Genomic DNA, 15009 nt, shown 5'->3' on the forward strand with positions numbered 1-15009 from the left:
CCCTGAACCTCCCTATACTCCTCCCACCAATACCTTGTACAAGATAACACAAAAAATAATAAAATCATTAAACTAACCCTAAAAAAAATTAACACTTTATAAATTCCTAACATACTTTCCCTCCTTTTCAAATAAACAACTTTTCTTTTCAGAATTTTCTAAATCCACACACCTTGATAAAGATGCACCCATAGAATAAACAATAACCACAACTTCTATATTAAGGTTATCTTGCCAGTTATTTCCATAATATTCTTTAAGAACATTTTTTATCCTCTCCCCTATCTCATATCCCCATCCTTTCTGACTTTCATAAGGAAATATAATATTCCCTGCCTCCTCATCTATTGAACTTAAAGGATAATCAGCTCTTTTCTTTTATCAATCAGGAAGTTATTTTCAAAATATAAATTGAATTTTTAAAAAATGGGGGAGTATAATTAAACATAATTAACTAATTTAAATTCTGGAGGGGATTATGAAAAAAATTGACTTTATTAAACTTTTTTTCTGGTTTTTTATTTTTTTCTGGATAATTGTCCTTTTTGGAACTTCTTTAACATATTTAAGCTCAAGGGATGAGAAAAAACCCCTGTGGGTTATTATAGATGAACTAAAAAATTTTCATGAACCAAAAGTAAATTTTTATAAATTAGAGAAACCTATTTTTTTATACTTTAATGGCTCAGAATTTTTTTCTATCTCAGCTATTTGCACATTCAGAAGGGCTATACTTGAATACAAGGAAAATGAAAATGTTTTATTTTGTCCTGTCCACGGAGAAAAATTTGACCTTAACGGTAATCCTTTAAATAAAAAATTAAAAACACTCAAAAAGTATCAAGTTAGAATAAAGGGAGGAAAAATATATGTCCTTATTGAATAAAATACTTGAGTTTCTTGAGAAAAGAATTTCCCTCAATGAGCTTGTATCATTTATAACTTCCTTCGGAATTTTCTATACACCCCTTCCCCACGATAAACCTGTTAAAGAAGCAATAAAAGACGCAATGGAAACTCCTTCTCCATCATATACAAGATGGCCATATCTTCTCGGAATTCTAACTTTTATCTTATTTATCTTCTGTGTAGTATCAGGAACTATGCTCCTTTTTTATTACATTCCATCAAAGGAAAATGCATACTCTTCCACTGTGGATACAATAATAAATAAACCCTTTGGCTTTTTCATATTTAATTTCCATTACTTTTCAAGCATAACACTACTTGTTATACTTATCTTCCGCCTTATAAGATTTATTTATCATAAAGTCTTCTCCCCACCCAGGGAATTTTTCTGGATTTTAGCATACCTTCTTTTTCTTTTGATTGTGTTTGAGTATATTACAGGAATTTCCTTACCAATGGACGGAAGCTCAGGATTTATGAGTTATAGAATTTATGAAATAATTTCACCAATACCAATTATCGGGAGCCTTTATAAAATTTTTCTATTTGCAGGCGAACTTTCAGATTTTTTCCTTTTAAGAAGCTACATTTTTCACATAATTATCTTACCTTTTTTTATTTTTTTCCTTTTCTATCTACATTTTCTTTCTGTAAGAAAACTGGGTTTATCAGATGGTTACTTTAGGGGCGATAAAGTTTTCCCTGGATACTTTTTTGAAATTTTAATAATAGTGTTCCTTGCTTTTGCTATAATTTTCACACTCAGCAACATTTTCCCGAGAAAAATCTCAGAACCTTTTGTTCCTTATAAAAACTATGTAAATTATAAAGTTCCCTTCTTTTTACTGTTTTTTGATTTTCTGAGAACAAACCTTAACCAGATTTCTTATTCAATTTTATCCTTTATCCTTATTATTTTTCCATTCTTTCTCCCTTGGATTGATAGAACCCCACCAATTCCCCTCATAAAGAAACCACTTACATTTTTTCTTTATATCTTCTTTTTCAGTGTATTAATTTTTATATCCCTTTTAGAATTCCTGAAATGAAAGGAATAATAATTTATTTATCATTCTTATCACAGATAGATTCAACAGGTTGCTTTTTGTGCCACAGTGAAATAAGACTTAACTACACAAAGAGCATTCACTATTATGAGAATGTCTACTGTTCTGATTGCCATGGTGGAAATGAAAAATCCCTTGACATAAAAAAAGCCCATTCAGGGAATTTTAAAGGCAAATTCTCAAAAAAAGAAATTTTAAATTTATGCTCTAAATGTCATTCCTCAGCAGAAAAAATGGCTCCCTACGGCATAACCTTTGATCAATTTGAACTTTATATGCTTTCCGCTCACGGGAAATCTTTAAATAAAAAGAATAACATTCCTGTCTGCTCCGATTGTCACAATTACCATAATGTTTACAAAGCAAATGATATAAATTCTCCTGTAAATAAATCAAAGGTCTCATATTTATGCGGAAATTGTCACAAAAAAGAATTTGAAGAATATTCTAAAAGCATACATTTTGAATATGTTAGAAGAGGAATAAAAGACTCTCCCACATGTCCTGATTGCCATGGTTCCCATGGAGCCTATCCACCAGGTTTCAGAGATATTGATAAAATTTGTGGTAAGTGTCATGAAAATGTAAGAGCAAATTTTTTGAAAAGTCCCCATTATAAGGTATTTGTTGAGATAAAAATTAAAGAATGCGAAGTATGTCATGGAAATCACAATATAGTCAAAGCCGATCTTACCACTTGGGATAAAAGCTGTATAAACTGTCACGAAAAAGATAATAGTTCCTTAAAATTAAAAGAAGAGATCAAAACACTTCTTATTGAAACTGAAAATTCCTATAAAGATGCAACTGAATGGATCTCAAAAATAGAAAAAATTCCTCTTGAAACAAAGGATTTAAAGGAAAGAATTAATGATGCAAATAATTCTCTTGCAGAAGAAATAGGTATTCTTCATACATTAAATATTGAAAGAATAAAGGAAACCTATCTTCAATACAAGGGAGTTTATGACGATGTAAAACATGAAGCAATAAATAAATATAAACTGTTCCAGACAAGATACATAATAATACCTGTTTTATGGATTTTAATTATAGTTACAGTTTTTTTAATTTTTGAATTCAAAAGGAGAGTAGAAAAAGCATGAGAAAAGTCTACATAATAATCTTTTTTTCTTTCCTTACCTTCACAATTTTTATAATTTTTATAATTTTTTCATTTCAAATTACCTCCCATCCTAATTTTTGTGGTTCCTGTCATTATATGAGACCTTACTTTGAATCCTGGAAAACATCATCCCATAATGGCATTCCATGCGTTGAATGTCACATTCCCCCTGGTATAACTTCTGAATTTAGAAAAAAATATGAAGCCCTTGCAATGGTTGTAAGGTATTTTACAGGAACTTATAGCACAAATCCATGGGCTGAAATTGAAGATGCTGCCTGTTTAAAGTGTCATGAAAAGAGACTTTTATACGGGAAGGTGTATTTTAAAAATATTCTTTTTGACCATCAACCCCACTTGACAATGCTAAGGAGGGGGAAAAAATTGAAATGCACCTCCTGCCACTCTCAGATTGTTCAGGGAGCACATATAAAAGTTACTGAAAGCACATGTTTTATATGCCACTTCAAGGGAACAGAACTGGGGAAAGGAACAGCAAAATGCACAATGTGTCATGGTATGCCAAGAAAAAAAATAGAAATCGCCTCTTTTACATTTGATCACTCCGATGTTGAAAAATACAGTATGGATTGCCTCTTATGCCATGCTCATTCTGTTGAAGGATCTGGCTCAGTTCCTGAAGAAAGATGTTTTACATGTCATAATGAACCAGCAAGAATATCGGAGTATAAAAACAATGAAAAAATACACGAAATTCATGTCACTATACATAAGGTGGAGTGTTTAAACTGTCATCAGGAAATTTATCATGGAAAACCAAGGGAAATAGAAGAGGTAATAAAAACTCCATGCTCCACATGCCATTTGGAGGGACATACCCCGCAGAAAGACCTTTATATGGGAATTGGAGGAAAAGGTGTAGAACCAACTCCTTCAGTTATGTTTCTTTCAGGTGTAAGATGTGAGGGATGCCATATAATAGATAAAGAAGGGAAAATAAAAAAATCAGGTCCTTTTTCCTGTATGAACTGTCATGGTGCTTCCTACTACAGAATCTACAATTCCTGGAAAGAAAATATTGAAAAAAGAATAAAGGAGACTGAGAAAATCATAGATGAAGCAAAAAGTAAATTGAAGGACTCAGAATATTTAGAAAATGCTGAATATAATCTCAAACTTGTAAAAGAAGGAGGTGGTTTGCACAATGTTTTGTATTCTGAAAAATTATTGAAAAAAGCAGTTGATTTTATTAATGAAGGTTTAAAGGAAAAAGGAATTAGCCTTTATAAAACTGAAACTTTTCTTATAACAGAAGCAATAATTGAATGCACAAGATGCCACTACGGAGTTGAAAGGAAAATAAGCATCTTTGATGGAAAAACTTTCTCTCACTATATACATATTTTAAATAAAATAGAATGCAATAACTGCCACAAAGAAAATAAGGAAGAAAAACCACACATGATAACCCTTTTGAAAGAAAAAAAAGACTGTTTGCCCTGCCATCATAAAGAGAATATAAAAAAAGATTGTATTACCTGTCATGGTAAAGAAATAAACTCCTACCACAACATCCATGTAAAGGAAATGGAGTTAAAATGTAATGAGTGCCATGGTAAAAATCTTTTAATAAAAGAAGATACCTGTTCACAGTGTCACTCTTAATTTTAATTTTTTCTATAAACTGTTTAGACTGCCACCTTAAAAGCATTTATGATTCCCTTATGCAATCTCCCCATAGAATTTTAAATTGTCTTGACTGCCATATATCCTTTGATAAATATCCGCATCCAGAAAAAGATAAAATTTGTGAAAATTGTCACACAGATGTTGTTGTGTTTTTCTACAGAAGTGACCATTTTGAACATCTTAATTGCTATTCCTGTCACGGAAGTCACAAAACTTTATCATTTAAAATTTACGGCTCTAAAATCATAATTTCAGAAAAATGTTCAACCTGTCACTTGAAAGAGGGAGATGATTACAAAAAAAGTATCCACTTTTTATCTCTTAAAAAAGGCATAGAGGATGCACCATCCTGCATTGATTGTCATTCAGAGCATTATATTTTATCCCCCTTAAAAAAAGAATCACCTGTTTACTACAAAAATGTTCCAAAAACATGTGCTAACTGTCATGAAAATAAAGCCATAACCGAAAAATATGGATTACCACCTAGAAGATTTTCAACCTACCTAAAAAGTTATCACGGTCTTTATTTAGAGGAAGGCATTTTAAAATCTGCCAATTGTGCTTCCTGTCATGGAAATCACCTGATTTTACCAGCGGAGGACGAAAAAAGTCCGATACACCCCTTAAACCTTCCAAAAACCTGCGGAAAATGTCACCCTGTTGCAGATATAAAATTTACACAGGGTAAAATCCATGTGGAAGCCAAAAGAGAAATAGCACCCTATGTTTACGCAGTCAGATTATTTTATACAATTTTTATTTCAATTCTTGTTTTTGGTTTTATTATGCATATAATTTTTGATATTATAAGATACAGAAAAAAAAGGAGGGAAAATGAAAAATAAAATATTAAGATTTTCAAGGTCATGGAGAGTTCAGCATATGCTTTTAATGATAAGCGTTTTATTACTCATTCTTTCAGGTTTTTCCCTAAAATATTCCCATACCACTTTCGGTAAAATACTGATTTTTCTTGAAGGAGGATTTGAAGCAAGGGGAGCACTTCACAGAATGTCAGCTTTTTTATTAATTTTTACAACAATATATCATTTTATTTACATACTTTTTACAAAAGAAGGCAGAAAGGAATTTAAATTGCTTTTACCATGCAAAAAGGATTTTAAAGATTTCATTGATAGTATTTTATATGATATAGGAAAAACAGATAAAAAACCCGAATTTGATAGGTATTCCTACAAAGAAAAAATGCAATACTGGGTAATTTCCCTTTTAATACTTATAATGGTTCTTTCTGGTATAATTCTTATTTTTCACAACTACTTCTTTATCATTTTTCCAAAATGGATTATCGACTTTTCCCTTTCCCTTCATTCATGGACTGCTACAATTGTTATAATATTTTTAATTTTGTGGCATTTTTATATAGTCCATCTTTCACCTTCAAATTTTCCTATAAACTTTTCCTTCTGGGATGGTTATGTAGACGAAGACTGGTTAAAAGAAAATCATTATTTAGAATATAAAAAGATAAAGGAGAAATGAGCTTAATTTTAGTTTTTATTTTTATTTTACAGGCACCTTTAGAAGAAGATAGAAGGTGTCTTTTATGTCACGGTAAAAAAGATTTTGGAATTGTTGAGGAAGGTAAATTTAAAAGTCTATATGTAAGTTATGAAGAACTTAAAAATTCTGTCCATAAAAAATTTTTATGTCAACAATGTCACAATGATGTTAGAGTAATACCTCACCTTATAAAACCAAAAAAAATTCACTGTTTGCAATGTCATTTTGAAGGAAATGTTGTTGGAGCACCCACTGAGAAAAAACCTGAAAAATATAAAGAAAGTATTCATGAAAAGGGAAAAAGGGAAGGAAAAAAAGTCCCTGAATGTATGGATTGCCACGGAATTCACAATGTAAGAGCACCTGAAGATAGCCTTTCAAGTGTATATAAAAAGAATGTTCCCTCAACATGCGGAGAATGTCATATGAATCAAAGGGAAGAATATGAAACATCAATTCACTGGCAGGGTATAAAGAAAGGGATAATTGGATCTGCTGTTTGTAATGATTGTCATAGAGAACATGATGTTTTGCCACCTGAGGATCCGAGGTCAAGTTTAAATCCAAAGAATGTTATAAAAACCTGTGAGAAATGCCACGCAAATGTTGAGTTAATGAAAAAAACCGGTGTACCTGTAAAACAGGTAGAAGCTTACAAGGAAAGTTTTCATGGGATTGCCCTTGAGTTTGGTGTTTTAAAAGCTGCAAACTGCACTTCCTGCCATGAACACCACAAAATTTTACCTCAAAGAGACCCCAGATCTCCAATTCATCCTGACAATTTACCCAAAACATGTAGCAAGTGTCACCCCAATGCTTCACAGAATGTAGCAAAAGGAAGAATTCATGTTTTACCTCAAGAAAAGGAATCAGGTATTATATTTTATGTTTATAACTTTTTTAAAATCTTTACCTTTCTTGTTATAACAGGTCTTATAATCCACATATTACTTGACCTCTATGGTAGATTAAGGAGGAGAAAGCATGGAGAATAAAGAATTAGAGGAAAAATTTATTGAAGAAATTGAAAAGGAAGAAAAAATTGAAATAGATGAAAAATTGAAGGAAAAAATAAAAAGGGAAATCAAGGAAAAATATAAAAAAGAGTTTGAAAGGTTAAAAAAGGAAAAAGAAAAAAAAGAAAAGGAAGAAAAGATAAAAGAAGAATATTTTATAAGATTCAGCTTAAATGTAAGACTTCAGCACTTATTTCTTGCTATTGGTGTTTTGATTCTTATATTTACAGGTCTACCTATAAAGTTTCATGAAGCAGGATGGGCCAAGATGTTCCTTAAAATAATGGGTGGAATACAGGTATCAAGGTTGCTTCATAGAATAGGAGCAAGTATACTTATTTTCGTTTCCTTCTGGCATATTTTCTACATTCTTTTTACAAAAGAAGGCAGAAGGGAATTCTGGGAACTTTTACCCAGAATAAAAGATTTTAAAGATTTCTTCCAGAACATTAAATATTTTCTTGGACTTAAAGGGGAAAAACCAAAATTCGGAAGATTTTCATATGTGGAAAAATTTGATTACTGGGCTGTTTACTGGGGTATGGTGATAATGGTTTCTACTGGTTCTATTCTGTGGTTTCATAACTTTTTTATTGGTATTCTTCCAAAATTTGTAATAGATATTGCAAAAGAAGCACATTCAGATGAAGCAATGCTTGCAACTCTTGCCATTGTTATATGGCACTGGTATAATGCCCATTTTAACCCTGAGGTATTTCCCTTCAATCCCACCATTTTTACAGGAAAAATTTCAAAAGAGAGAATGCTAAAAGAACATCCCCTTGAATACGAAAGAATAATGAAGGAAAAAGAAAACAAAAAATGAGAAAACTTGCTTTCATTTCTTTGTTATTTTTCCTGATCCTTTCTTACCTTTCAATAATTTTCTTTAAAGCTACCGATAATCCTGATTTTTGTAATACCTGTCACTTTATGAAACCCTATTATGATAACTGGGCAAGTTCTTCACATAATACAGTCCCATGTTATAAATGCCATTATGGACCAGGAAAAAAGGAATACATAGGGGGAAAATTGAGGTTAACGGGTGAAATATTAAGATACTTTGCAGGATTTTACTCAAAAGAAATAAAAACAAAAGTAAAGGACGATGCTTGTTTAGAATGCCATAAAAAAGAAGAATTTTTAAATAAGGAAATTAAATTTACTGAGAAAGAAATAAGTTTTAACCACAATTTCCATTTAAATGATAAAACAAATAACCTTAACTTCAGGTGCCAGAACTGTCATTCAGAACTTGTTCAGGGAAAACATACTGCAGTTTCAATCAAGGTATGCATTTTATGTCACTTTATTGGTGGAGAATTTGGGAAAAAAGGTGAATGTGGAATCTGTCACGGACCGCCAAAGGAAGAACTTCTTATTTGGGGGGTTCCTTTTAAACACTATGAATATATTAAAGGTGGCGTTGATTGTCTAACTTGTCACTTAAATGTTATATCTGGCAGAGGAGATATAAAATCAGAAAAATGTCTTGAATGTCACATTGAAGTTAAAAGAGAATTTCTTGATAAAAGAAAAATACACGATATTCATGTCCATGGAGAAAATATTTCCTGTTTCAGGTGTCATGAGGAAATTAAACACGGAAAAATATTAGTGACACAGGTTTTCTCACCACAATGCCAGGAATGTCACGGAAATGCCCACTTTGTTCAGGAAAAAATTTATTCAGGAACAGGAGGAATTGGAGTACCAAATCTTCCTGATAGAATGTTTATTGCAGGTGTTATATGTCAGGGCTGTCATAAAGTTAATTTAGAAAGAACTTTAACTGGTCCTCATTTTAAACTACCAAAGGCTAATCCTTCTGAATGTGTTTTCTGCCATGGAAAAAATTTTGATAAACTCCTTTTAAAATGGCAAAACCTTGTAAAAGAGAGGATTGAAAGAATAAAGAAGAGAGAAAAAATTTATTCCCTGTTAAAAGATTTAAAAATTCTTCAATATGATTCAAAAAAGATTGAATTAAATCTTGAACTTGTTAATAAGGATAAAAGTTTCGGAGCTCATAATATAAGATATATAAATCTTTTACTTGATGAAGTTGAAAAAGAATTAAAAATTGATACAAAAAAACCAGATATTGAAAAAATTTATAGTAACAATCCAAAATGTATTGAGTGTCATTTCGGTGTTGAAAATAAAAATTTATATTTTAAAAATAAAGAATTTTTACATGGTCCCCATCTATTTAATTATAAATGTAATGACTGTCATATAGAAGATGAACCTTCAAAGGATCTTCACGGCAATTTAAAAAAAATATCGGAAGACTGTAATTCCTGTCATCACCAAAAGGAAAAAAATTGTGAAGATTGCCATAAAATACAGAAAGAATTTTATAGTGGTGAATATCTTTCAGAATCAATGGATGTAATGAAAGAAGCTGGAATAGATTGTTCGGATTGTCACATTGAAGAAGGAAAAATTATAAGACCAGAACCATCTATTTGTTCAAATTGTCATGAAACAAGTTATGAAAAAGATTTTGCTGAAAAATTAAATTTTATTAAATCAGAAATAAAAAAATTTGAATTTAGAATTGAAGAAATAGTAAATAAATTAAAGGAAAAAGGAAATAAAAAAGAAATTATTGATTTTTACAATTTTCTTGAAGAATATGAAAAATTTAAAAAAGAAGGTTCCTACGGAACACACAATATAATGTTTATGGAGGAATTTTTTAGAAAAATTAAAAAGTACAATTATTAATTAAAAGGAGGAGGGGAAAATGATTTTAATCTTTTTTTTAATTTTATTTGAAAACAGTGATTGTTTAGTATGTCACGAAGATATAAAAATGCCAGGAAGAGCCCATGAAAAGGTAAAGTGCAGTGATTGTCATACAGGAATCAAAGAATTACCCCATGAAGTACCCTTAAGTAATGTCAACTGTGGACTATGCCACAAAGAGGAAATGGGAGTTTTTGAAATGGATCCACATGAGAGGGCAAGGAAAAAGGGAAATTTGAAAGCTCCAGGTTGCACTGATTGCCATGGAACCCATGATATAGAACCTGTAATAGAAGTAAAATCAAAACTTCACCCCCTTAATCTGGATAAATTTTGTGCAACATGCCATCCTTCAGTTTCTGTTCCTGAAAAATACCATGCTGTTTTGTACCCTTCGGAAAAATGTCTTGAATGTCACGACAAAGAAATAAAAGAAAAACTAAGAAAATCAGTTCACAAAAATCATGAGTGTGTTGATTGTCATAGAACTGTATACAGTCTTGAACCTGACGGAAAACATGTAAAAAAATTAAACTGTAAGGATTGCGGGTTATGCCACAGGAAGGAATGTGAGGAACATGAGATAAGCATACATGGAATGGGCATAAAGGAAAAAAAGCCTGCTGCAAAATGCTGGGACTGTCATGATAGCCACGAAATTCTTGAAGCTTTTAATAAAAATTCAAAAGTTTATTATGTAAATTTACCTGAAACTTGTGGAAAATGTCATTCAAAACCTGAATTTGCTGAAAAATGGGGAATCACAATAAAAAATCCCTATGCTTTATATGAAGAAAGCATTCATCATGAAATGCTACTTAAAGGTGAAAGAGCAGCAACCTGTTCTGACTGTCATGGAGTTCATAATATAGTTCCCCATAGAGATATCTTATCAACAATTTATAAACAGAATGTTCCTAAAACCTGTTCAAAATGTCATGAAAAGGAATACATGGAATATGTAAAAAGTGACCATTTCCGCGCAATAAGATTTGGAAACTTTGATGCTCCCTCCTGCATAGACTGTCACTCAGAACACAGAATACTTCCTCCCTGGGATCCAAAATCTCCTGTTTATCCCTTGAACATACCAAAAACATGTGCTGATTGTCATGAAAGTGTAAAACTGAGTGAAAGATACGGAATACCTGTTATGGAATTAAAAAGTTACCTTGCAAGTTACCATGGTGTAAAACTTGGAGCAGGTAATATCAAAGTTGCAAACTGTGCATCCTGTCATGGTAATCATTCTATACTTCCTTCAAGTGATCCTGAATCACCTGTAAATAAGAAAAATTTACCAATTACCTGTGGAAAATGTCACAAAGGTATTGCGGAAAAAACAGGTTTCATTGGTCCTATTCATGAGCGGATAGATAGAAATATTCAAATAATAAAAAAGATTGTGTCCCTTATTTACATATTGCTCATAATAGTCACAATAACATCAATGATAATTTATTGCTTTTTTGATTACTGGAAGAAAAGAAAGGAATTTTTTATAAAAGGATTTAGAGAATTTAAACTTGAAAAGGTTGAAAATACTAAATTTTCCTATTTTGAAAGAAGATTGCATTTAATCCACATAATTTCTTTCTTTATTCTCGTTTATACAGGTTTTGCACATCATTATCCAGAAAATTTCTTTTTCAGCTTTTTTGTTAAAATAGGAAATGGTGCCTTGAGAGCATATTTACACAGAATTGCAGGCACTTTAACGATCATTTCTTTTATAATTACGGTCTTACTTATGTTATTTACAAAAAAAGGGAGAGAAAAATTTTCAAAAATTTTATTTAATCTTAAGGACATCTCAGATGCAATAAATTTACTTTTATATAACCTGAATATAAAGAAAGAAAAACCAGAACTGAACCACCCATTTACCTTTTATGAAAAATTTGAATTCTGGGCTTTGGTATGGGGAACTATTGTAATGAGTATAACAGGTATTGCTCTATGGTTTAAGGATTTCTTTTTAAATTTCATGCCCTCATTTATACTTGATATATTCCTTTTGATTCACTTTTATGAAGCTATCCTTGCAACTCTTGCAATATTAACCTGGCATTTCTACTGGGCAATTTTTGATCCTGAAGTTTACCCTATGAATCCTTTGATGTTTGAGGACAGAGTTTTCTCATATTATCTAAAAAAATAAAAATTAATATATTTTCTTTTTGAAATTAAATAGTTAAAAAAATTAAAATTATAAAAATTATGATAAGAATCTTAAAAATTCTTTCTCTTTTTTATTTTTTGGGCTGTGGTAGAAATATTAATATTTATTTTTTGGTATCTCTTTCTGGACCTGAAAAAGTTTACGGAAAAGAAGCAGAAAAGGGAATAAAGCTTTTTTATGAGAAGATTAAAGACAAAAAAATTAAAGGAAAAAAAATAAATGTAATAATAAGGGATACAGAAAGTGATATAAATAAAATAAAAAAAATTTTTGAAGAAATTAAAGAGGATAGAAACTCTTTTATTATAATCGGACCCGAAATTTCTAAATTTGCTATTTTTGCATCCTTAATTGCTGAAAAGAATAAAATCCCCATCATAACTCCCACAGCAACTAACCCACTTGTTACAGAAGGTAAAAATTTTGTTTTCAGATTAACCTATACAGATATTGCTCAGGGTTCATATTTGGCAAAATTTGCTATTCGTAATTTAAAAAAGAAAAAGGCTATAATTCTATTTGAAGCTCAAAATCCTTATTCAGAAGAACTTTCAAAACAGTTTGAAGCAGTATTTAATAAAGAGGGGGGAGAAATTTTATTTAAAACCTTCTATTTAAAAGGAGATACCTCTTTTTCTAAACAGATAGAGAATTTTAAAAAATATAAACCAGATCTTATTTTTATTCCAGGATATGTTAAAGAAGTAAGTATGTTTATTAAAGAAGCATATAAAAAGGGATTAAATATTACTTTTTTAGGTGGTGATGGATGGTATTCTCCCCTTTTAATAAGTTCCCTTAAAGATATATGGAAGGAAGGTGTAGAAGCATTTATCACTTCTCCCTTTTCTCCTTTTGATACATCAAAAAATGTAATAAAATTTTTAAATGATTTTAAAAATAAATATAAAGAAACTCCTTCCTTTGTTTCCGCACTTTATTATGATGCTTTTAATCTTTCTGTTTATATAATTGAAAATTTGCAAAAAATTGATAGGGAAGAATTTGTAAAAAATCTTACTAATCTAAAAAATTTCATAGGAGTAACAGGTAGAATAAGTTTTAATGGTAAAAAAGACCCTGACAGGGAGGTATTTATTTTAAAGCCAGAAGAAGAAGGATTTAAGTTTATTACAAAACTTTATTTTGAATAAAGGAATATGATAGCTATATTAATATTAAATTTTACATTAGCATCAAAATGTGGTGAGTGTCATACTGATATATATAAGGAATGGAAAAATTCACTTCACGCACAGAGCTTTGAAGACCCAGTATTTCAAGATGCTTACAAAAAAATCATAAATACCGAAGAACAAAAACTCTGTTTAACCTGTCATGTTCCCACTGTTTCTGAAACAAAAGATTATATGATAAAACAGGAAATATCAAAGGAAGGAATAACATGTGATTTCTGTCACAGTGTAAGGGATGTTAAAAATGGAAATTTTGAACTTGAAATAGGTAACATAAAATTTGGTCCAATTTCAGATATTCCTGAAAATTTAAATATAGGCCACAAGAATAAATATTCTGAAATTTTCTCAAAAGCTGAATTCTGCAAAACCTGTCATGAATTTAAAAATAAGTATGGAGTTTATGTTCTTGATACTTACAATGAATGGAAAAACAGTGAATACAGTGCAAAGGGAATTCATTGTCAAAACTGTCATATGACAGAAATACCTTTTACAAAAATTGTGGATCCAAAAGTTTATCCTTCAAAAAGACACATAACGGATCACAAGTGTTTAGGTGGACATTCAGAAATAAGATTAAAAAAAGCAGCATCTCTTAATGTCTTATATAAGGTTGAAAATAAAAAAATAATAACAAGTGTATATGTTACAAATAATGAGTCAGGACATAAATTACCAACAGGGATACCTATAAGAAAATTAATTCTTGAAGTCTCACTTGTTAATAAATTTGGAGAAATTATTAAAAAGCAAAGCAAAATTTATCAAAGGGTTTTAGTGAATAAAAATAATGAGGTAATAGATGAAATAGATAAAATTTTCACAGAGGCTTATAGGGTTTTTGATGATAATAGAATTTCTCCAAAAGAGACAAGAAGAGAAGTTTTTACCTTTGATATAAAAGATAAGGGTCCCTATTTTTTAAAAACGCAACTTAAATATGAATACAGGATCCCTTCCCTTGAACCTGATGTAATGCTTTTTTTAATACAGGAAAAGGAATTATTAATTGAAACTGAAAAACCATTGAAAATTGGAAAACTAAGTTTTATAATATTTTCTTTAATTATTTTTTTAATTTTTTTTTATATACTTATATCATTTTTAAAAACATTTAAAAAGGAGGGATAAAAATGGAAAATAAAAGAAGAAATTTTTTAAAAAATTTAGCCTGGTTTTTACTATCAATAACAAGCTTAATTTTTATCTTTCCGGTTTTTTTTTATCTTTTACCTAAAAGGGAGGAAAAGAGACTCAACATTTTTACAGATAAAAATGGAAATCCAATACCTGAAAACATAGTTAAGGAGGGAAGTTACGAGCTTGGTCTATCCCAGGATGGTCCAACTATTTTAATAAGAAGAGAAGGAAAGCTTTATGCCTTTTCAGCAGTATGTACTCACTTGGGATGTATTGTTAAATGGGTACCTGAGAAAAATGAATTTTTCTGCCCATGTCATGCAGGTAGATTTGATGCCAATGGAGCTGTTATCTCCGGACCTCCACCTTCTCCTTTAAAAAAATATAAAGTAGATATAACATCTGAAGGTATTATTGTCCTTTCTTAAAGGGAGGG

13 protein-coding genes are annotated in these 15009 nt (G+C 30.5%); all 13 read left to right on the top strand.

Annotated features, from left to right (window positions below; genetic code table 11):
• Positions 1-478: 478 nt before the first annotated feature.
• The 13 genes from ABIN17_02300 to ABIN17_02360 are packed head-to-tail and all read left to right on the top strand — an operon-like array spanning position 479 to position 15001.
• Positions 479-886, top strand: a complete 408-nt coding sequence (locus ABIN17_02300; protein ID MEO0283889.1) for a Rieske 2Fe-2S domain-containing protein — start codon at positions 479-481, stop codon at positions 884-886.
• Entirely contained in the window at positions 870-1958 is a 1089-nt protein-coding gene (locus ABIN17_02305; GenBank protein ID MEO0283890.1) for a cytochrome b N-terminal domain-containing protein, read from the top strand. The genes ABIN17_02300 and ABIN17_02305 overlap by 17 nt, the downstream gene beginning before the upstream one ends.
• A complete protein-coding gene (locus ABIN17_02310) occupies positions 1955-3082 on the top strand; it encodes a multiheme c-type cytochrome (protein ID MEO0283891.1) in 1128 nt (375 codons plus the stop codon). The genes ABIN17_02305 and ABIN17_02310 overlap by 4 nt, the downstream gene beginning before the upstream one ends.
• Complete coding sequence (locus ABIN17_02315; GenBank protein MEO0283892.1) at positions 3079-4728, top strand: NapC/NirT family cytochrome c; 1650 nt, start codon at positions 3079-3081, stop codon at positions 4726-4728. Before ABIN17_02310 ends, ABIN17_02315 begins: the two co-directional genes overlap by 4 nt.
• On the top strand, positions 4716-5600 hold the full coding sequence (locus ABIN17_02320) for a hypothetical protein (GenBank protein ID MEO0283893.1): 885 nt from the start codon (positions 4716-4718) through the stop codon (positions 5598-5600). The genes ABIN17_02315 and ABIN17_02320 overlap by 13 nt, the downstream gene beginning before the upstream one ends.
• On the top strand, positions 5590-6258 hold the full coding sequence (locus tag ABIN17_02325) for a cytochrome b/b6 domain-containing protein (GenBank protein ID MEO0283894.1): 669 nt from the start codon (positions 5590-5592) through the stop codon (positions 6256-6258). The genes ABIN17_02320 and ABIN17_02325 overlap by 11 nt, the downstream gene beginning before the upstream one ends.
• Positions 6255-7274 carry a cytochrome c3 family protein gene (locus tag ABIN17_02330; protein ID MEO0283895.1) on the top strand — a complete coding sequence of 340 codons (1020 nt, stop codon included), beginning with the start codon at positions 6255-6257 and terminating at the stop codon, positions 7272-7274. The genes ABIN17_02325 and ABIN17_02330 overlap by 4 nt, the downstream gene beginning before the upstream one ends.
• Positions 7264-8121, top strand: coding sequence for a cytochrome b/b6 domain-containing protein (locus ABIN17_02335; GenBank protein ID MEO0283896.1), 858 nt, complete (start codon positions 7264-7266; stop codon positions 8119-8121). Before ABIN17_02330 ends, ABIN17_02335 begins: the two co-directional genes overlap by 11 nt.
• Positions 8118-10031 carry a hypothetical protein gene (locus tag ABIN17_02340; GenBank protein ID MEO0283897.1) on the top strand — a complete coding sequence of 638 codons (1914 nt, stop codon included), beginning with the start codon at positions 8118-8120 and terminating at the stop codon, positions 10029-10031. Before ABIN17_02335 ends, ABIN17_02340 begins: the two co-directional genes overlap by 4 nt.
• Positions 10032-10050: 19 nt before the next feature.
• Positions 10051-12213: a cytochrome c3 family protein gene (locus ABIN17_02345; protein MEO0283898.1), complete on the top strand. Its 2163-nt coding sequence runs from the start codon at positions 10051-10053 to the stop codon at positions 12211-12213.
• Positions 12214-12272: 59 nt separating this feature from the next.
• Positions 12273-13388 carry an ABC transporter substrate-binding protein gene (locus ABIN17_02350; GenBank protein ID MEO0283899.1) on the top strand — a complete coding sequence of 372 codons (1116 nt, stop codon included), beginning with the start codon at positions 12273-12275 and terminating at the stop codon, positions 13386-13388.
• Between the two features lie 6 nt (positions 13389-13394).
• Positions 13395-14564 carry a multiheme c-type cytochrome gene (locus ABIN17_02355; protein MEO0283900.1) on the top strand — a complete coding sequence of 390 codons (1170 nt, stop codon included), beginning with the start codon at positions 13395-13397 and terminating at the stop codon, positions 14562-14564.
• A gap of 2 nt (positions 14565-14566) precedes the next feature.
• On the top strand, positions 14567-15001 hold the full coding sequence (locus ABIN17_02360) for a Rieske (2Fe-2S) protein (GenBank protein MEO0283901.1): 435 nt from the start codon (positions 14567-14569) through the stop codon (positions 14999-15001).
• The last annotated feature ends 8 nt before the right edge of the window (positions 15002-15009 follow it).

It is taken from the genome of candidate division WOR-3 bacterium (assembly GCA_039803925.1).
Classification (GTDB): Bacteria; Hydrothermota; Hydrothermia; order Hydrothermales; family JAJRUZ01; genus JBCNVI01.